This is a genomic window from Phytohabitans houttuyneae (assembly GCF_011764425.1).
GTDB classification, from domain to species: domain Bacteria; phylum Actinomycetota; class Actinomycetes; order Mycobacteriales; family Micromonosporaceae; genus Phytohabitans; species Phytohabitans houttuyneae.
In genome coordinates this window covers 3,521,140-3,539,007 of sequence record NZ_BLPF01000001.1, presented here as the reverse complement: position 1 = coordinate 3,539,007, position 17,868 = coordinate 3,521,140, and the positions used below count along the sequence as shown (strand labels likewise).

At 71.1% G+C, this 17,868-nt stretch carries 17 protein-coding genes and 1 pseudogene; 14 read left to right on the top strand and 4 right to left on the bottom strand.

All coding sequences use genetic code 11. The features are described 5' to 3' along the window. The first annotated feature begins 15 nt into the window (after positions 1 to 15). A complete protein-coding gene (locus tag Phou_RS15770; RefSeq protein ID WP_218579030.1) occupies positions 16 to 711 on the top strand; it encodes an ArsR/SmtB family transcription factor in 696 nt (231 codons plus the stop codon). Between the two features lie 143 nt (positions 712 to 854). Further along, positions 855 to 1,109 carry a Smr/MutS family protein gene (locus Phou_RS15765; RefSeq protein WP_173056727.1) on the top strand — a complete coding sequence of 85 codons (255 nt, stop codon included), beginning with the start codon at positions 855 to 857 and terminating at the stop codon, positions 1,107 to 1,109. 329 nt (positions 1,110 to 1,438) lie between these two features. Here Phou_RS15765 and Phou_RS15760 read toward each other — a convergent pair whose 3' ends face one another. Then, positions 1,439 to 1,729, bottom strand: coding sequence for a hypothetical protein (locus Phou_RS15760; protein ID WP_173056726.1), 291 nt, complete (start codon positions 1,727 to 1,729; stop codon positions 1,439 to 1,441). Positions 1,730 to 1,966: 237 nt separating this feature from the next. Here Phou_RS15760 and Phou_RS54440 point away from each other — a divergent pair, with 237 nt between their 5' ends. Both Phou_RS54440 and Phou_RS15755 read left to right on the top strand, forming a co-directional pair. Continuing rightward, positions 1,967 to 2,095: a hypothetical protein gene (locus Phou_RS54440; protein WP_281365032.1), complete on the top strand. Its 129-nt coding sequence runs from the start codon at positions 1,967 to 1,969 to the stop codon at positions 2,093 to 2,095. Positions 2,096 to 2,123: 28 nt separating this feature from the next. Continuing rightward, positions 2,124 to 2,354 (top strand): hypothetical protein, encoded by a 231-nt coding sequence (locus Phou_RS15755; RefSeq protein ID WP_173056725.1) that lies wholly within the window; start codon positions 2,124 to 2,126, stop codon positions 2,352 to 2,354. A gap of 66 nt (positions 2,355 to 2,420) precedes the next feature. Here the strand turns inward: Phou_RS15755 and Phou_RS15750 are convergent, their stop codons facing one another. Then, positions 2,421 to 2,747 carry a hypothetical protein gene (locus Phou_RS15750; RefSeq protein ID WP_173056724.1) on the bottom strand — a complete coding sequence of 109 codons (327 nt, stop codon included), beginning with the start codon at positions 2,745 to 2,747 and terminating at the stop codon, positions 2,421 to 2,423. A 184-nt stretch (positions 2,748 to 2,931) separates the two neighbouring features. On the opposite strand from Phou_RS15750, the pseudogene Phou_RS56175 reads away from it, so the two are divergent. Then, positions 2,932 to 3,686: pseudogene (locus Phou_RS56175) on the top strand (cellulase N-terminal Ig-like domain-containing protein); the annotation flags it as partial. Further along, positions 3,672 to 5,186 (top strand): glycoside hydrolase family 9 protein, encoded by a 1,515-nt coding sequence (locus tag Phou_RS15745; protein WP_503827007.1) that lies wholly within the window; start codon positions 3,672 to 3,674, stop codon positions 5,184 to 5,186. The pseudogene Phou_RS56175 and the gene Phou_RS15745, both read left to right, overlap by 15 nt. Positions 5,187 to 6,226: 1,040 nt before the next feature. Here the strand turns inward: Phou_RS15745 and Phou_RS15740 are convergent. Further along, positions 6,227 to 8,632 (bottom strand): M20/M25/M40 family metallo-hydrolase, encoded by a 2,406-nt coding sequence (locus tag Phou_RS15740; RefSeq protein ID WP_173056723.1) that lies wholly within the window; start codon positions 8,630 to 8,632, stop codon positions 6,227 to 6,229. Positions 8,633 to 8,740: 108 nt separating this feature from the next. Between Phou_RS15740 and Phou_RS15735 the strand changes: the two genes are divergently transcribed. From Phou_RS15735 to Phou_RS15720, 4 genes are read left to right on the top strand one after another with little or no spacing between them, the layout of a single operon-like run. Beyond that, positions 8,741 to 9,955: a PP2C family protein-serine/threonine phosphatase gene (locus Phou_RS15735; RefSeq protein WP_173056722.1), complete on the top strand. Its 1,215-nt coding sequence runs from the start codon at positions 8,741 to 8,743 to the stop codon at positions 9,953 to 9,955. After that, on the top strand, positions 9,952 to 11,547 hold the full coding sequence (locus Phou_RS15730) for a sensor histidine kinase (protein WP_173056721.1): 1,596 nt from the start codon (positions 9,952 to 9,954) through the stop codon (positions 11,545 to 11,547). The genes Phou_RS15735 and Phou_RS15730 overlap by 4 nt, the downstream gene beginning before the upstream one ends. Next, positions 11,544 to 11,996: a response regulator gene (locus Phou_RS15725; protein WP_173056720.1), complete on the top strand. Its 453-nt coding sequence runs from the start codon at positions 11,544 to 11,546 to the stop codon at positions 11,994 to 11,996. Before Phou_RS15730 ends, Phou_RS15725 begins: the two co-directional genes overlap by 4 nt. Next, the gene (locus Phou_RS15720) at positions 11,989 to 12,786 is read left to right on the top strand and encodes an inositol monophosphatase family protein (RefSeq protein ID WP_173056719.1); all 798 of its coding nucleotides are present in this window, start codon (positions 11,989 to 11,991) and stop codon (positions 12,784 to 12,786) included. The genes Phou_RS15725 and Phou_RS15720 overlap by 8 nt, the downstream gene beginning before the upstream one ends. On the opposite strand, the gene Phou_RS15715 is transcribed toward Phou_RS15720, so the two are convergent. After that, complete coding sequence (locus tag Phou_RS15715; RefSeq protein WP_173056718.1) at positions 12,779 to 13,630, bottom strand: helix-turn-helix transcriptional regulator; 852 nt, start codon at positions 13,628 to 13,630, stop codon at positions 12,779 to 12,781. The genes Phou_RS15720 and Phou_RS15715 overlap by 8 nt on opposite strands. 102 nt (positions 13,631 to 13,732) lie before the next feature. Between Phou_RS15715 and Phou_RS15710 the strand changes: the two genes are divergently transcribed. From Phou_RS15710 to Phou_RS15695, 4 genes are all read left to right on the top strand, one after another. Next, complete coding sequence (locus Phou_RS15710) at positions 13,733 to 14,461, top strand: SDR family oxidoreductase (RefSeq protein ID WP_173056717.1); 729 nt, start codon at positions 13,733 to 13,735, stop codon at positions 14,459 to 14,461. Between the two features lie 23 nt (positions 14,462 to 14,484). Then, positions 14,485 to 15,258 carry an SDR family NAD(P)-dependent oxidoreductase gene (locus tag Phou_RS15705; RefSeq protein WP_173056716.1) on the top strand — a complete coding sequence of 258 codons (774 nt, stop codon included), beginning with the start codon at positions 14,485 to 14,487 and terminating at the stop codon, positions 15,256 to 15,258. Positions 15,259 to 15,343: 85 nt separating this feature from the next. After that, a complete protein-coding gene (locus Phou_RS15700; protein ID WP_173056715.1) occupies positions 15,344 to 16,327 on the top strand; it encodes a coiled-coil domain-containing protein in 984 nt (327 codons plus the stop codon). A gap of 15 nt (positions 16,328 to 16,342) precedes the next feature. Further along, positions 16,343 to 17,854: a fused MFS/spermidine synthase gene (locus tag Phou_RS15695; RefSeq protein ID WP_173056714.1), complete on the top strand. Its 1,512-nt coding sequence runs from the start codon at positions 16,343 to 16,345 to the stop codon at positions 17,852 to 17,854. Positions 17,855 to 17,868: the final 14 nt, after the last annotated feature.

The window sequence follows — 17,868 nt, the reverse complement described above, 5'->3', positions numbered from 1 at the left end:
CGCATGATGGCTGGCATGACGCCACCTCTCGCCCGCCTCGCGGCGCTGCTCGCGGATGGCACGCGGGCCACGTTCTGCATGGCGCTGCTCGACGGCCGGGCCTGGACCGCGGGCGAGCTCGCCCGCCATGCGGGCGTCGCCGCATCCACCGCCAGCGAGCACCTCACCCTCCTCGTCGCCGGCGGCCTCCTGGCCGAGGAACACCAGGGCCGCCACCGCTACGTCCGATTGGCCACGCCCAGGGTGGCTGAGCTGATCGAGGAGATGTCCGTGTACGCGGACGCCGGCTCGCCCGCACCCCCGAAGTCCCTGCGCGGCGCCGTCGCGAGCGAGGCGATGGCGAGGGCCCGCACCTGCTACGACCACCTGGCCGGGCGGCTCGGCGTGCGCGTGACGGACGCGATGGCCGCACGCGGCCTGCTGGGCACGGAGTCCGGTTTCGCCGTCACCGAGCGCGGCCGCGTGTGGCTGGAGTCTGAGGTGGGCGCCACGCTGGGCAGCGGCGGACGCCGTCCACTGGTGCGCGCCTGCCTCGACTGGACCGAACGCCGCCCTCATCTGGCGGGCGCCGCGGGTGCCGCGCTGTGCCAGCGCCTGCACGAGCGCGGGTGGGTGGTGCGGATCGGTTCCCAACGCGCGGTCCGCGTCACGCCTGCGGGTGAGGCCGGCCTGCGCGAGCTGCTCGGTCTGACGCCGGCTGACCTGGCGTAGGCGTACGTGGGCTGGGTATCGGCGCCTCCGCGGCAGTGGAGCTTCGGCGGACCGGCCTCGCGGGCGCCCTCGGCGGCGGCCGCGGCCAGCGGTGCCGGCGTCGCCATCGTGGACTCCCACCCAAGGCTTTACTATCGGTCGCGATGAAGCTGAAGCTGGACCTGCACGACATCTTCAACCGTGGCCAGGACATCGACCGCGCGCTGCGCGGCATCATCGATGAGGCCGTGGCGAAGAAGGCCGCCATGGTGGAGATCATCCCGGGGAAGGGCTCGGGCCAGCTGAAGAAGCGCGTCCTACGGTTCCTGGATCAGAAGGAGATCAAGGAGCTGTACCACCGGGTCGAAAAGGACTCCAAGAACTTCGGTCGCCTTTTCGTCCATTTTCGCTGGAAGTAACCCATCGGTGGCTGGACAGCTTCTGTTTGTGACCAGGCCGGTTCTGGGCCGTCGCTGACGGTGGATGTGTGGTCATGTGCTCGATCGACGGCGCGTCGAGTGCGGTCCTCATTGGACGGCAGTGGGTGGGTGTAGACGCCGTTGCGACGGTTGTCTTCGATGCCGGCCGCGCGGATGGCAGGCTTCCAGTCGCTGTGCCGAATGTGTGCCAACCGCGTTGGCGGCGAGCGTGCCACCCGTTGGCCGGCCCTCGCTAGTGCGGTGACTACCTGGCCCTGCCAGGCGCAGGGTTTCCGGGTCCGCCCGCGCAGCGGGCAGACCCGGAAACGTTAGTGGTCACCGCACTGTCCGTGGTCGGTCGTACGGGTCTGACGGTGCTTCCGGAAGTGGAAGAAGGCGGCCAGGCCGATGAGAGCCAATGCGCCGGCAATGGCCGTAGACACTGTGAATAGGCGCTCGGCTGCGGCGATGTCGGCGGCTTGCTTTTCCAACATCTCTGGGGTCGGGTCTTGGTAGGGCATCGAGGTCTGAGCCAGATCCAGGAACGCCAGGGACGACAGCGCGCAGGAGGCGACAAACAGGATCGCCACGGCGTTCAGCGCCAGGCGAGAGCGCGACATCGGGACAGGCTCTCACAGGATCCTGGTCCGCAACGATCCCGGGTGAGTCGCTCCCGATCATGCCCGGCCGCCCCGAGGCTCCGGTGTCGAATATCTGCCAGCTACCGCGCCAGGCCTGCAGACGCGCTGCCGTTTGCGCAGGTCAGCGGGGGCGGGTTGCCCGTTTTGGTCGCATCTGCCCGTCGCCAGCCTGGCTACAACAAGCGGCTACGCGCCCTGGCTCCGCAACTCAAGCAGTTGGTCCGGAGCCTGGACACCGACCTGTGGCGTGAGCACCTGCGGCTGGCCGGGGTGGGCCGGTACGGCTACCGCCCCCTCACGTCCGCGCGGTTCTGGGGCCCTCGCCTGCACTTGATCGCCACCTGACACTCGCGTTCACCCCGACCAGCGCGAGGTGCTGGTCGACCTGTTCGAACTCGAACCGGGCCTGCTGTCCCACCCCGACGGGCTGGTCCTGGTCCTGGACAAGGGCTTCACCACCGAACGATGGCTTGCCGAACGCGGCCTCACCATGGTCGCCCGGCCGACCAGGGGCGAGAAACCCGCGCCGCCGAACACTGCCACGCAGGCGTGCGTCAGGCCATCAGCCAGTCAAACGACACCTTCAAAGGGCGAACCCGGCTGAAACAAGGCGTAGCCGAACGCGTCCGGCAACACCTCCTCGCGTTAACCACCCCTTGGAATAGACCACCTAGGTGTTGGCGGCAATGTCAAACGTGGAGAACTGGCCCGATTCGTTGACTGTGATCATCTTGCGTTGCAGGTTGGGGCGGTTGACCAGCGTCAGGACGGCCCACAGAATCAGCCACCCGGGCAGCCATGCTCCGCAGGTCACGACGGAAATGATTGCGTTCACCAGGTGGAAGTCCCTGGAAACGGCCGGCCCGCCGCGGCCGGTTGCCAGGACCACCGAGGTGGGCGTCAGTGTTTCGACCCGCCACCCCTGAGCGACGAAGATGGTGACGACCTCGTCAAGCGTCCTTGGATCTGGATGCCATGGCGCAACCGGACTCGTCATGCCAGCCTCCCGACCTGGGGTTACCAAGTCGATCTCTCTAGCCGACCCTAGCATCCGGGGCATATGTAGCAGAGTGGAACGACTCTGGGCCCTCCTCCGGCGGCGGTTCGGGAAATCGGTCCATTGACACGTCTGAAACACGTTGACAACATGGGGCGATGATTGGGAGCGCTCCCACCTGCCGATGCCCCACCCATCGGGAAGGAACAACGTGACCAGACCTATTGGACGGCTCGCCATAGTGGTTGCGAGCACCATGCTCGCCACCGGCCTCACGGCCTCCTCCGCAGCCGCGGAAGGGCCCGAGCAGATCGTCAACGGCACCTTCGACAGCGGCCACGCCCCCTGGTGGGGCACCGCGAACATCACCCTCGACTCCAGCAGCGGCCAGCTCTGCGCCAACGTGCCGGGCGGCACCGTCAACCCGTGGGACGTGATCATCGGGCAGGACAACGTGCCCCTGGTCGCCGGCGAGACCTACGCGTACACCTTCTTCGCCACCGCCACCCCCGCCAAGGTGGCCAAGGCGCTCATCCAGCTGCCGGTCGACCCGTGGACGCAGTACCTGAGCGCCAACCCGGAGCTGAGCGTCTCCGGCAACCAGTACACGTACACGTTCACCTCCCCGGTGGATCTGCCCAACGCGCAGGTTGCGTTCCAGATCGGTGGCAGCACCGACCCGTGGCGCCTCTGCCTCGACAACGTGTCGCTGACCGGGGGCGCGGTGCAGGAGCCGTACGAGCCGGACACCGGCCCGCGCGTCCGCGTCAACCAGGTCGGCTACCTGCCCAAGGGCCCCAAGAACGCCACCGTCGTCACCGAGGCGACCGCGGCCCTGCCGTGGCAGCTGAAGAACTCGGCAGGCAAGGTCGTCGCATCCGGGCGCACCGCCCGCGCGGCGTGGACGCCTCGTCGGGGCAAAACGTGCACAGCCTCGACTTCAGCCGCTACACGCGGTCGGGCACCGGCTACACGATCACGGCGGACGGGGAGACCAGCCACCCGTTCGACATCGGTGAGGGCTTCTGGGAGAAGCTGCGCACCGACGCGCTCAAGTTCTACTACACGCAGCGCAGCGGCATCGAGATCCTCGACAGCCTCCGCCCCGGCTACGGCCGCCCCGCCGGTCACGTCGGCGTCGCGCCCAACCAGGGTGACACCAACGTGCCCTGCCAGCCCGGCGTGTGCGACTACACGCTCGACGTCTCCGGCGGCTGGTACGACGCCGGCGACCACGGCAAGTACGTCGTCAATGGCGGCATCTCGGTGCACCAGCTGATGAGCGAGTACGAGCGCTCCCGCGAGCCGTGGACCCTGCGCGACGGCACGCTCAACATCCCGGAGAGCCGCAACCGCGTGCCGGACATCCTCGACGAGGCGCGGTGGGAGCAGGAGTTCCTGCTGAGCATGCAGGTGCCGGCCGGCAAGCCGCTCGCCGGCATGGCCCACCACAAGATTCACGACGCCACGTGGACCGGCCTGCCGCTGATGCCGCACCTCGACGACCGGCTGCGCGAGCTGCACGCCCCGTCGACCGCGGCGACGCTCAACCTGGCGGCCACCGCGGCGCAGTCGGCACGCGTCTTCTGGCCGTACGACCGCGCCTTCGCCCTCCGCAACCTCGCGGCCGCGAAGACCGCGTGGGCGGCGGCCAAGGCGAACCCGGACCGCATCGCCGACCCGGCCGACGGCAACGGCGGCGGCACGTACAGCGACCCGGACGTGAGCGACGAGTTCTACTGGGCGGCCGCCGAGCTGTACATCACCACCGGCGCCCGCGAGTTCAAGGACTTCATCCTCGCCTCGCCGCACCACACGGCCGACATCTGGCGCGAGCGCGGCTTCGACTGGGGCAACACCGCCCAGCTCGGCCGCCTCGAACTCGCCACCCGCCCCAACCACCTGCCCGACCGGCACCGCGTGCGCGCGTCGGTGGTGCAGGGCGCCGAAAAGTACCTGGCGACGCAGAAGGCGCACCCGTACGGCATCCCGTACGCGCCGAGCGACAACGTGTACGACTGGGGCTCCAACAACCTCATCATCAACAACCTGGCGGTCATCGCGACCGCGTACGACCTGACGGGCAAGGAGCGCTACCTCGACGGCGTGCTGCAGGGGATGGACTACATCTTCGGCCGCAACGCGCTCAACCAGTCCTACGTGACCGGTTACGGCGAGGTGGCCTCAAAGAACCAGCACAGCCGCTGGTACGCGAGGCAGCTCAACCCCGACCTGCCCAACCCGCCGGTCGGCACCCTCTCCGGCGGCCCGAACTCCTCCATCCAGGACCCGGTCGCCCAGCAGAAGCTGCAGGGGTGTGAACCGCAGTTCTGCTACCTCGACGACATCGAGTCGTGGTCGACGAACGAGCTGACCATCAACTGGAACGCGCCGCTCTCCTGGATCTCCGCCTTCATCGCGGACCAGGACCGCGGCTAGCCGGTCGCTTCCCCCACCTCGGTCGTCCGGCCGGGGTGGGGGACGACCATCCAAAATGGAGCTGCCGCGACTGTCCGTCGTGGTCCGGACCGTTGCGCGGGGCCCCGGGGAAACGTGGAGCGCAGCGGAGCGTTTTCTTGGGGTGCGTTCCCGCGGCCTCCTCCGCGCCTGGTCACGCTCCCGCGGTCACTGTTGACGCGTGCGCGCACCGCTCTCCTTGATCGAGCCCGTCCGTATCGAGCTCGCGGTCCGCGCCTGTCCCTGTGGGGGCGCTGTGCCCGGATCCGCCCACCCTCGGCGCCGATCAAGGAGTTGCGGTCGTGGTGGCCGGGCCGATTTTGGCGTGAATCGTGCCGGGCTGACGTAGCCGCCCGCGCAGAACCCAGGCGTCGCGGCCGGCGCGGTGATCCGGGCCGTTGCTCTCCCGGTCTCACCTTCCGCGTCTGGTCACGCTTCCGACGGTCACCGTTGACGCGTGCGGGTGCCGCTCTCCTTGATCGAGGCCGTCCGTAACGAGATCGTGGTATCCAGCTGCCCCTGCAGGTGCAACAAACGTCCACGATCTGCTCGGATCCGCCAGCCTCGGCGCTGATCAAGGAGCGGTGGTCACTCCGGTCGGGCTGATTGGGCGGGAATCGTGCCGGCCGACGTAGCGGTCCGCGGCTGGACTCGGGCGTCGCGGTCGGCGCGGTGGTCTGGGCCCTTGAACTCCCGGTCTCACCGTCTGCGTCTGGTTACGCTTCTCGCGGTCACCGTTGACGTGTGTGCCGATCTCCTTGATCGAGGTCGTCCGGGGTCGAGATCGTGGTCTCCAACTGCCCCTGTGGGGGCAGCGAACGTCCACGATCTGTCCGGTGCAGCTCACTCTCGGCGCCGATCAAGGAGCTGCGGTCGCTTGAGCCGGGCGATCGCGCCACTGCGTGTCGGGCGTCGGTGCAGAGCTTAAGCATCGTGGCTTGGGCAGTATCCGGAGCGCCCGTTTTGGCGGCCCTACCGGTCCGCCGCTGGTCACGCTCCAACTCTGCGCAACAGTCCGAGGGTCAGATTTGGGTGGTTGTGGCTACCGCTACCAGGTCGCTGGTGTGGGTGCCGGCTATGCCGACGTCGGGTGGGCGGGGGTGGAAGCCGGGCAAACCGTTCAGGCCGTCGCTGCCGTCCATCACGCGTAGACCGACCTTTCCTGTCCAGCCGGCGGTTGGGCGCAACACCAGCTCCACCTCGACGCCCTCGGGTGGTGGGGCGTGGAAGACCATGCCGAACGACCAGCGTTCGCCCTCGCGGCCGACCGGCGCGGGCTGGCCGGCGACGCGGGCCGAGACGACGGTGGCGGTGGCGGCGTCGACGTGTAGGGACAGCAGGCGCACGGGGCGCTGTGGTCGTACGCGCAGGTGGACGGTGCGGTCGCCGCCCGGGCCGGGCAGCAGCTGGGAGTCCACTGTGGGCGGTGGTAGCGCCGCCACCTCGGCCGGGCCGGTGCGGAAGTCGTCGTCGCCCAGGCCGGGAAAGTCGGGCAGGGGCGCGGGCTCGCCGGAGACGTACTGTGAGGTCCACTCCTGCTCGGTGCTCTCCTCGCTGAGCCACACCGCCTTGCCCGTGGTGGTGTCCAGCGCGTACATGAGGTGGGTCGGCGACGGGTGCCGCGCGTCGAAGCCGTCCACCGTGAGGCCCACGACCGTGAAGACCACCGCGGCCAGGGCGGCGGCCAGGCCTGGGTAGATGGCGTGCCGGCGGGCCAGCATCGCCACCATCGCCCGCTGCCCGCCCGCCTCCGCGAAGAGCAGGTCGACCACTGGCAGCGCGGCGAGGCCCAGCAGCACCGCGAAGAGCGCGCCCACCGCGCCCATCGCCAGGCCCAGCGCGGGGAAGAGCAGCGTGATGGTGGGTACCAGGATCACGGTGGCCACGGCCGCGGCGGCGGTGACCGCCACGACGGCGACGCGCGGCGCGGCGAGCGCGAGCAGGCCGCCCACCGCGGTGGCGAGGGCGGGCAGCGCGGCCAGGTACGAGCCGCCGGGCGCCACGAACGCCAGCACGATGCCGAACACCACCAGCCAGCCGAGGCCGCCGATCGCCAGAGCGGCTGGACCGAGGCGGCGACGCAGTAACGCGTACCAAGTGAAAAGGACCGCCGCGGAGAGTGCGATCACCGCGAGCCGGAACCACAGCGGGCGGTATGGGTCGACCATTTCGGTGTAGCCGGGGCGCACCGCGGCGAGGAAGGCCCACAGCACCTGGGCCAGCACCGGTGCGAGCAGCACCGGGATGAGGCCCAGCCCGAAGCCGCCGGCCACCCGCGGCCAGGTCGTGCGGCCGCGGCGGCGGGCGAGCCAGGCCAGCGCGGCCGTGGCGACCAGTGCGGCGAGCGCGAGCGGCCAGGTCAGCCAGCCGGGGTAGCGGACGAGGCCGCCGGGGACGGGGAAGTACGTGGCGTCGCCACCCGCCTCCATAGTGGACAGGTCGACGCGGCCGAAAGCGCGGGCCAGCGCGAGCGCGTTCTCGCCGTGTTGCTGCAGGCTCGCCCGGTTCATCGAGGCCGGCGTGTCCAGCGGCGTGTGGTAGACGGCGGCGCCGTCGATGTACGCGGAGTTGAGGCCGGCGAAACCCTTGTCGAGGAACGGGGTGAAGTCGGTGTCGTTGGGCAGCAGCCGGTACACCTCGACCGCGAACGAGGTGCCCACCGGGTGCGGCGCGTCCTGCCCGAAGACGCCCACGAGCGCGGCGTTGCGGCGCGAAGTCTCGAACGTGATGACCGGGCCGCCGCTGCCGCGAGCCTCGAGGTTGAGCACCACGCCACCGTTTGCGGCGAGCGGGTGTGAGGAGACGAACGCGGAGGCGCCGCACAGGCACGCCTCCTCGGCGTCGGTCAGCACGAACACCACGTCGTTGCGCGGCCGGGGGCCGTTGCTCAGCGCCCGCGCCACCTCCAGGATCGTGGCCACGCCCGCGCCGTCGTCGTTGCCGCCGGGCCCTGTCTGTACCGAGTCGTAGTGGGCGACCAGGAACACGCGGCCGGTCGATGCGGTGCCGGGCAGGGTGGCCACCACGTTGCGCACGTGGGCGAACGTCTCGCCGCCCGCGCCGCCGGACAGTTGCCCCGCCTCGGTGCCCACCGTGTCCTGCACGGTCGGTGACAGCCCGAGGTCGCGGAGAGTGGTCACGATCCGCTCACGATTGGCGTCGTTCGCGGGGCTGCCAGTGACGTGCGTGCGCGCGCCGAGCGCCTCGACGTGCGTGTAGGCGCGGCCGGCGCTGAAGTCCGCGGCGGGCGCGTCGGTGCCGCGCGGTGCCGGCGGCCGGATGTCAAGCAGGGTGATCGCACCCACCGCGACCAGCGCGGCAACGGCCGCGAGCGCGGCCAGCCCGCGGCGGCGGGGACGGGTGAGAGCACGGTCCGCGGGGGCTCGAGATCCACGACCATGGCAGACATCATCCGTTGCTGACGCCACTGCGGCACCCTCCGGGGACGGCGGGTCGCCGGTACCGCCACCCGTGGCCTAGCGTGTTGGCATGGCTCTCGCCCGCGTGCACAGATCGCGCTCCCACGGGGTGCGGCGATGACGGTCGTGCCTCCGCGGGCATATCCGTACGGAGGGGCCAATCCGGGCGCGGGCGTGCCCATTGGCGAGCGTTTGCGCGTCCTCCTCGTCGAAGATGACGAAGCCGACGCGTTTCTTGTCGGCGAGTTGCTCGCCGAGGCCGACGCCAAAGTCGATCTCGCCGTGTCCACCAGCCTCACCGAGGCGCGCGACAGGTTCGGCAGCGTCGACTGCGTCCTGCTCGACCTCGGGCTGCCTGACGCGCAAGGGCTCGACGGGCTCCGCCAGGTGCTCGCGATGACCGAGCAGGCCGCGGTCGTGGTGCTGACCGGCCGCCAGGACGAGCATCTGGGCGTCGGCGCGGTCGCCGAGGGCGCGCAGGACTATCTGCTCAAGGGTCAGGTCGACGGGGTGCTGCTGACCCGCGCCCTGCGGTACGCGGTGGAGCGCAAGCGGGCCGACGACAACGCCCGCCGGCTGCGCGAGGTGGAGCTGCGCGCGGAGGAGTCGGCCCGACTGGAGCGCGGCCTGCTGCCGCAGCCGCTCATGACCACCGAGCTTGTCCAGACGCACCCCTTCTACCAGCCGGGCCGGCACGCCGCCGTTATCGGTGGCGACTTCTACGACGTGGTGCAGGCCGGCGACCGCCTGCACCTGATGGTGGGCGACGTCTGCGGCCACGGTGCCGACGAGGCGGCCCTCGGTGTCGAGCTCCGGGTGGCGTGGCGGGCGCTGATCCTCGCCGGCGTGCCGGAAGACGCGGTGCTGCCCGCGCTGGAGCAGGTGCTGATGAGCGAGCGCAAGGCGCGCGAGATCTTCGCCACGGTCGCGGCCGTGACCCTCGACCTGTCGGCAAACCGGGCCACCTTCCGGCTGGCCGGGCACCCGCCACCGCTGCTGCTGTCCGGCGGAGAGGTGCGGCCCGTGCCCGCGCCACACGGTCTGCTGCTCGGCGTGCAGCCACGACCGCCGCGCCCATACGAGCTCGAGTTCGACGGTGAGGACTGGTCGTTGTTGATGTACACGGACGGCCTCATCGAAGGGCGGGTCGGCCGAGGCAACGAGCGGCTCGACGTGAGCGGCCTGTGCGCGCTGCTCGGCGAGCCGGCGGCCCGCGACGTCGAGCTGCCCGCGCTGCCGCAGTGGCTGATCGGCCGGGCGGAGGATGCCAACGATGGTCCACTCGCCGACGATGTGGCCATGCTGCTGATCTCAAGGGGTGCCGGCCGGTGAAGCGATCCTGGACCCTGCGGCAGCGGGTGACCGCGCTGTGTGCCGTGGTCGGCGGGCTGCTCGCGCTGGTGGCCCTCATCGCCTCCGGCACCGCTGCCGCCGCCCGCTCGCAGGTCGACACGCTGGCCAACCGAGCCACGCCGCTGCGCACCGGCTCGGAGGCGTTGCTCACCGCGCTGGTCGACCAGGAGACCGCGGTGCGCGGCTTCGCGCTCAACGGCAACGAGGTCGACCTGGAGCCGTACACGGAGGGCATCGCCGAGCAGCGCCGGCTGACCGACTCGATGACCGCGCTGATCGAAGACGAGCAGGGCATCCGCGAGCGGCTGGACCGGGTCACCGTCGAGGCGGAGGGCTGGCGCCGCGAGGTCGCCGAGCCGGTCGTCGCCGCGGTGCGGACCCAGGGCGCGGCGGCCGGCCAGGAGCTCGTCACCGACGCGTCCCGCCAGCGCTTCGACCGGGTGCGGGCGTCGGTCGAGGACCTGCAAAACGAAATCCGGACGTTCCGCAACGCGACGGCCGACAAGGCCAAGTCGAGCAGCAACGTCCTGGTGATCCTGCTGATCACGGCCACGGTCATCGTGCTGCTCGCCGGCATCGCGCTGCTGATCTCGCTGCGCCGGCTGGTGATCGAGCCGTTGACCGGGCTCGCGGAGCAGGTCCGTTCGGTGGCCGGTGGGCAGTACGACCGGCCGATCGAGGTGGCCGGGCCGCCCGAGCTGGCCACGCTCGCCGCCGACGTCGACGGCATGCGCCGCAAGATCGCTTCCGATCTCGCCGAGGTGCGCGAGGCGCGCGAGCGCATCGAGTGGGTCAACGGGCAGCTGCAGACCCAGGCCGAGGAGCTGATGCGCTCCAACCGCGATCTGGAGCAGTTCGCGTACGTGGCCTCGCACGACCTCCAGGAGCCGCTGCGCAAGGTGGCCAGCTTCTGCCAGCTGCTCCAGCGGCGGTACGCGGGGCAGCTGGACGAACGCGCCGACCAGTACATCGCCTTCGCGGTCGACGGCGCGCAGCGCATGCAGCGACTGATCAACGACCTGCTCGCGTTCTCCCGGATCGGGCGGATGACCTCGGGCTTCACCGAGGTCGACCTCAACGCGCTGATGACCGAGGTGGCCGGCGTGACCGAGTCCGCCCGCACCTACGCCAAGGGTGAGCTGACCTGGGGCGAGCTGCCGACCGTGCTCGGCGAGCAGGCGCTGCTGACCACCCTGCTGGCCAACCTGGTGAGCAACTCGATCAAGTTTCGCCACCCCGACCGCCCGCCGCGGGTGCACATCTCCGCGGAGCGGGTCGGCGAGGAGTGGGAGATCAGCTGCCGCGACAACGGAATCGGTGTCGAAGAGGAGTTCGCCGACAAGATTTTCGTTATTTTCCAGCGGCTGCACGCCAAGGATTCGTATCCGGGGACCGGCATCGGGCTGGCCATCGCAAAGAAGATCGTCGAATACCATGGCGGCCGGATCTGGGTCGCGCCCGGTGTCGACGAGGGTACGGTGATCAGATTCACGCTGCCGGTGCTTGCCGGGAGCGAGGAGGAGCCGGAGGGCGACAATGAGCCGGTGCGAGACAGCGAGGTGAACGCGTGACGGTGCCTGCGGACGGGAGGAGCCCGATCGAGGTCCTGCTTGTCGAAGACGACCCGGGCGACGTCCTGATGACGCAGGAGGCGTTCGAGGAGCACAAGCTTCGCAACAAGCTCACCGTGGTCACCGACGGTGACGCCGCTCTCGCTTACCTGCGCCGCGAAGGTCAGTACGCGGACGCCGTCCCGCCGGACCTCATCCTCCTCGACCTCAACCTGCCCCGCCGCGACGGCCGCGAGGTGCTCGCCGAGATCAAGAGGGACGAAAAGCTCGGCCGCATCCCGGTGGTCGTGCTCACTACCTCGCAGGCCGACGAAGACATCCTGCGTAGCTACGAGCTGCACGCGAACGCGTACGTGACGAAGCCGGTCGACTTCGACCGGTTCATCGCCGTCGTCCGCCAGATCGACGAGTTCTTCGTCAGCGTGGTGAAGCTGCCGCCTCGTGGCTGACCTGGTCGACTCGGTCGGACAGCTGCTGCGCGACGTGGCGGCCACGGTGGTGCTGCCGTCGTTTCAGCACCTGGCCGAGGGCGACGTGGAGGAGAAGGCACCCGGAGAGCTGGTCACGGTCGCCGACCGGCGGGCCGAGGTGAGGATCGCCGACGGCCTGCGCTCGCTGCTGCCCGACTCGGTGGTGGTCGGCGAGGAAGGCGTGGCGGCCGACCCGTCGGTGCTGGACCTGCTGCGCGAGTCCGGCCCGGTGTGGATCGTCGACCCGATCGACGGCACCGGAAACTTCGCGGCCGGGCACGGCCCGTTCGCCATCATGACCGCCCTGGTCCGCGGCGGTGCGCCGGTCGCGTCCTGGATCCTCGACCCGCTGGCCGGCACGCTGGCCGTGGCCGAGTCCGGCTCGGGCACCTACGTCGACGGCGTGCGCGCCACCCTGCCCGACGACGGCTCCCGCCCGCTGCGCGGCGCCGCCATGAACCGCTTCCTCCCCGCCGACCTGCGGGCCCGCGTCCAGCGCGGCCTGTCGGCCATCGACGAGGTGCTGCCCGGGCTGCACTGCGCGGGCCGCGAGTACGTGGACATCGTCAGCGGCGCCCAGGACTTCGTGCTCTTCTGGCGCACGCTGCCGTGGGACCACGTGCCGGGCGCCCTGCTGGTCCAGGAGGCCGGTGGCGTGGTCCGCCGCCTGGACGGCACGCCGTACGACCTGACCGGGGACGGCTACGGCCTGCTGGCGGCCGCCAACGACGCCACCTGGCGCCGGGTGCACGCCACGCTGCTCAGCTGACCGAGTCGGCGGGCCACTGCGTGCCGACGACCGAGAGCAGCTTCAGCGCCTCGGCCGTGGGGCTGCCGGGCGCGGCGCTGTAGAGGATGAGGCGCTGGCCGTGTCCGGCGATGTCGAGCGTCTCGCACTCCAGCTCCAGCTCGCCCACCACCGGATGGCGCACGCGCTTGACGGTGGTGCCGCGGCGCACGCACACCCGCAGCTGCTCCCAGCGGCGCACGAACTCGGGGCTCGCGGCGCGCAGCCGGGCGATCAGGCCGTGGATGCCGGCGTCGTCCGGAAACTGTGCGGCCGCGGCGCGCAGCTCGGCCACGCACTCGTCGGCGAAGGCGGACGTGTCCGGGTCGGCCAGCGCGACCTCCGAGACCTCGCCGCCGAACAGGTTCCAGATCATGTTGCGCCGCCCCGGCGGCCAGGTGTCGGGGTCGCCGAGCAGGGCGGCGGCCATCGCGTTCCAGGCGAGGATCTCGTACTTGATGTCGATCACGTACGCCGGCGTGTCGTCCAGCCGGTTGAGCAGGTGAACCACGCCGGCAGGCACGTCGGCACTCGGGCCCGACGGTGGCGACGGGACCTCGCCGACCAGGTGGAAGAGGTGGGCGCGCTCGGCGTCGTACAGCCGCAGGGCGCGGGCCAGCGCGGAGAGCACCTGCCGGGACGGGCGCGGGCCGCGAGCCTGCTCCAGCCGGGCGTAGTAGTCGACCGAGATGCCGGTCAGCCGCGCCACCTCCTCGCGGCGCAGCCCAGGCGTGCGGCGGCGCGGGCCGGCGGGCAGGCCGACATCCGCGGGGCGCACGCTCGCGCGGCGGCTGCGCAGGAAGTCGGCGAGCTGGCGGCGGTCCATGCGCCCATCATCTCCGCTGGCCAGGAGTCGTATCCAGGGACCGGCAGTCCGTGGTTGAAGCGTGCTCTCCTCACCGCCGCGCCCGCGCCGCAGGGTCGAGGCATGAGCGAAACACTGGTCGCCCTCGTGACGGGGGCCAACAAGGGGATCGGGTACGAGATCGCGCGCGGCCTCGGCGAGACGGGAGCCACCGTGCTGGTGGGCGCGCGGGACGCGGAGCGGGGAGCGGTCGCCGTGGAGAAGCTGTCCGCCGACGGGGTGGACGCGGTTGCCCTCGAGCTCGACGTCACCGACCCGCTGTCGATCACGGCGGCGGCGGCGCGGATCGAGCGGGAGTACGGGCGGCTGGACATCCTGGTCAACAACGCCGCCATCCTCGCCGAGCGGGGGCAGCCGCCGAGCCGGACGCCGGTGGAGCTGCTGGAGCGCACCTACGCCACGAACGTGTACGGCGTCGTCGCGGTCACCAATGCCCTGCTTCCCCTGCTGCGCGCGGCGCCGGCCGCCCGCATCGTCAACCTCTCCAGCGGCCTGGGCTCGATGACGCTGACCGCCGACCCGGGCGGGCCGTACCCGGGGGCGCTGCTGCTGGCGTACAACTCGTCGAAGAGTGCGCTGAACTCGATCACGGTCACGTACGCGAACGAGCTGCGGGACACGCCGATCAAGGTGAACGCGGCCGACCCGGGCTACTGCGCCACCGACCTGAACGGGCACGCGGGACCCCGTACGCCGGCGCAGGGCGCCATCGCGGCTGTGCGCCTCGCCACACTCCCCGCGGACGGCCCGACCGCGGCCTTCTTCGACGACGCCGGCACGGTGCCGTGGTGAGGCGCGCGATCTAAGATCCACGCGTGTCCACGTACCTGGAGAGTCTCTTCTCGCTTGCCGGGCGCGTGGCGCTCGTGACCGGTGGCAGCTCGGGGATCGGCCGTGCCATCGCGGAGGCCCTCGGCCGCGCGGGCGCCAAGGTGGTGGTGGTCGCGCGGCGCGAGGCGCCGCTGGCCGCGGCCGTCTCCGAGCTCACCGACCTGGGAGTGCAGGCGGCGGCCGTGCCCGCGGACCTCAGCGACCGCGGCGCGCTGCGGGAGGCGGCCGAGGCGGCTGCCACGGTGTACGGCGAGCCGGACATCCTGGTCAACTCGGCCGCGATCAACCGCCGCCCCCACCTTTCCGAGCTGACCGAGGACGACTGGGACGCGACGATCTCCGCGAACCTCGACGCGCCCTTCCTGCTCGGCCAGCGCTTCGGCCCGCCCATGGCCGCGCGCGGCTGGGGCCGGATCATCAACATCGCCTCGCAGCAGGCGGTGCGGGCGTACGGGAACAGCGGCGCGTACGGTGCCGCGAAGGCCGGCCTGACCGGGCTGACCCGCTCGCAGGCCGAGGCGTGGTCGCGGCACGGCGTCACCTCGAACGCGATCGCGCCGGGCATCGTGCGCACGCCGCTGACCGCCGAGCTGTTCGCCGACCCGGCCCGGGTGGCGACGGCGGCCGCCCGCACGATGGTGGGGCGAAACGGCGAGCTGGACGACTTCGCGGGCGCGGCGGTGTTTCTGGCGAGCGAATCGAGCATGTACGTGACCGGACAGACGCTCTTCGTAGACGGCGGCTTCTCGGTCGCTTGATCAAGTGGGCTTATACCACAGGTGGGGCTTAATTCTGAGGCTCTTGTGACTTAAGGGGCTGGTGAGTCCGGTAGGCTGTCGCACCGTGCTTCGTCGTCCCGTAGCGGTGCTGCTCGGTCTCGTCCTGGCGTGTGTCGCGGCGGGGCCAGCTCTCGCCGCGCCGAATACCGACGACGAGGGCGCCTCCAAGACACTGCGTGCTCAGCTCTCGGCGGCCAACAAGGGCCACATCGAGGCCAAGGCCAAGCTCGCCAATTCCAAAAAGCGCCAGCTCGAGCTCAAGGTCCAGCTCAAAAAGGTCGAAGACGACCTGGCGCTGATCACCAACGAGGTGGCCGTGCTCGCCGCGGAGTCCTACCGGGTGGGCCGCCTGACGCCGATCAACCTGATGCTCAACAGCGCCTCGCCCAACGAGTTCCTGCAACGGGCGGCCGGCCTGGAGTTGCTCGCCCAGCGCGACGGCACCGCGATGCGCCGGCTCGAGGAGGCGCGCGAGGAGGTCGCGCGCACCAAGGCCGCTATCGACAACGAGATCCGTGAGCAGACCAAGCAGGTCGCCATCATGGCGGCCAAGAAGAAGGACCTGGAGAAGGCGCTCGGCATCGGCACGGCCGGCGGCTTCGTCGACGCCAACTCGCCGCTGGCAAAGCCCGCGCCGCGCAACTCCGACGGCTCCTGGCCGAGCGAGCGGTGCATCGTCGACGACCCCACCACCAGCGGCTGCATCACCGCCCGCACGCTGCACGCGTACAACCAGGCGAGGGCGGCCGGCTTCACGTACCACACCTCGTGCAAGCGCACCGGCGGCGGCGGCGAGCACCCGCTGGGCCGCGCGTGCGACTTCTCGTCCGCGAAGTCGACGTTCAGAAACAGCGACGCGACGGGTGCCGAAAAGGCGTACGGTGACCGGCTCGCGTCGTTCTTCGTCAAAAACGCCGACCGGCTGGGCGTGCTCTACGTGATCTGGTACAGGCAGATCTGGTCACCGAGCTCGGGTTGGCGGGCGTACAGCGGCAGCGGCAGCGCGGCGGCCCGCCACACCAACCACGTTCACCTCTCGATGATCTGACTACCCTTCTCCTTGATGGAGCCCAACCCGCAGGCCGCCCCGCTGCCCCCCAAGCTCGCGGCCGCCCTCGTCTTCCTGGCCAGCGGCGCTGTCCTCGTGCTGGAGACGGTCGCGCTGCGCCTCGTGGGGCCCTATGTCGGCGTGACCCTACAGGTGACCAGCGCGGTGATCGGCGTGGCGCTGGGCGCGATCGCGTACGGAGCCTGGCTGGGCGGCTTTCTCGCCGACCGGCAGGACCCGCGCCGCCTGCTCGCCCCGGCGCTGGTGCTCGCCGCCATCGCCACCGCCGTGACGCTGCCGGTCGTGCGGTGGGCCGGCGAAGGGCTGCGCGGCAACGCCGACACCGGCATCATCCTGCTCACCGCCTTGGCGATCTTCCTGCCCGCCGCGCTGCTGTCCGGCGTCTCGCCGCTGGTGGTCAAGCTCCAGCTCGGCGACCTCAAACGCACCGGCCAGGTGGTCGGCAAGCTGTCCAGCATCGGCACGCTGGGCGGCATCACCGCCACGCTGGTGACCGGCTTCGTGCTGGTCGCCGCGCTGCCCACCACCGTGATCATCCTCGGTGTGGCCGGGCTGCTCGCCGCGGTCGGCATCGGCTTGGGCGTGTACCTGCACCGCCGCGACCCGGTGCCCGCCCCACCACGCGCCCGCGCGCTGCTGGCCGCCGTCGGGCTGGCCGGCGCCGGACTGTCCACTGTGGCGCCCAACCCGTGCGACATCGAGACGGCGTACCACTGCGCCACCGTCGTCGACGACCCGGCCAACCCGTTCGGCCGCGTGCTCATGCTCAACTCGGCCCGCCACTCCTACGTCGACCTCGGCAACCCTGAGCACCTCGAGTTCGCGTACACCCAGTGGCTCGGCGCGGTCGCCGACGCCATCGCCCCGGACGGGCTGAGCCTCGACGCGCTGCACCTGGGCGGCGGCGGGTTCACCATGCCGCGCTACCTCAACGCCACCCGGCCCGGCGGCACCAACGAGGTGTACGAGATCGACGGCGGCCTCGTCGACCTGGCCCGTGACCAGCTGGAGCTGCGCACCGGCCCCGACCTGACGCCCGTGGTCGGCGACGCCCGCGTGCTGGTCACCGCGCGCCCGGCGGCGAGCGTCGACTTCGTGGTGGGCGACGCGTTCGGCCACCTCGTGGTGCCCTGGCACCTGGCCACCCGCGAGATGGCCGAGCAGATCCGGCGCACACTGCGGCCCGCCGGCGTGTACGCGCAGAACGTCATCGACTACCCGCCGCTGCGCTTCATCCGGGCCGAGGTGGCGACCGTCGCCGACGTGTTTCCCCACGTCGCGCTCATCGGGCCGCCCGAGGCGCTGGCCGGCGACCAGGGCGCCAACTTCGTGATCGTCGCCTCCGCCGCCCCGCTGCCGCTGGACGCCATCCGCGCCCACCTGACCAGCACCGCGCAGGAGCCGGTCACGCTGCTCGCCGGCGCCGATCTGGACGCATTCGTGCGGGATGCCCGGGTGCTGACCGACGACTTCGCGCCCGTCGACCAACTCCTCGCCGGGCCGTAGGGCCCTTGCGGTTT

Excerpts from the sequence above, each read along its gene's own strand:
- Phou_RS15750 (WP_173056724.1), bottom strand. The coding sequence starts at position 2,747 with ATGACGAGTCCGGTTGCGCCATGGCATCCAGATCCAAGGACGCTTGAC.
- Phou_RS15715 (WP_173056718.1), bottom strand. The coding sequence starts at position 13,630 with ATGGACCGCCGCCAGCTCGCCGACTTCCTGCGCAGCCGCCGCGCGAGC.
- Phou_RS15770 (WP_218579030.1), top strand. The coding sequence starts at position 16 with ATGACGCCACCTCTCGCCCGCCTCGCGGCGCTGCTCGCGGATGGCACG.
- Phou_RS15695 (WP_173056714.1), top strand. The coding sequence starts at position 16,343 with ATGGAGCCCAACCCGCAGGCCGCCCCGCTGCCCCCCAAGCTCGCGGCC.
- Phou_RS15710 (WP_173056717.1), top strand. The coding sequence starts at position 13,733 with ATGAGCGAAACACTGGTCGCCCTCGTGACGGGGGCCAACAAGGGGATC.
- Phou_RS15765 (WP_173056727.1), top strand. The coding sequence starts at position 855 with ATGAAGCTGAAGCTGGACCTGCACGACATCTTCAACCGTGGCCAGGAC.
- Phou_RS15735 (WP_173056722.1), top strand. The coding sequence starts at position 8,741 with ATGACGGTCGTGCCTCCGCGGGCATATCCGTACGGAGGGGCCAATCCG.
- Phou_RS15760 (WP_173056726.1), bottom strand. The coding sequence starts at position 1,729 with ATGTCGCGCTCTCGCCTGGCGCTGAACGCCGTGGCGATCCTGTTTGTC.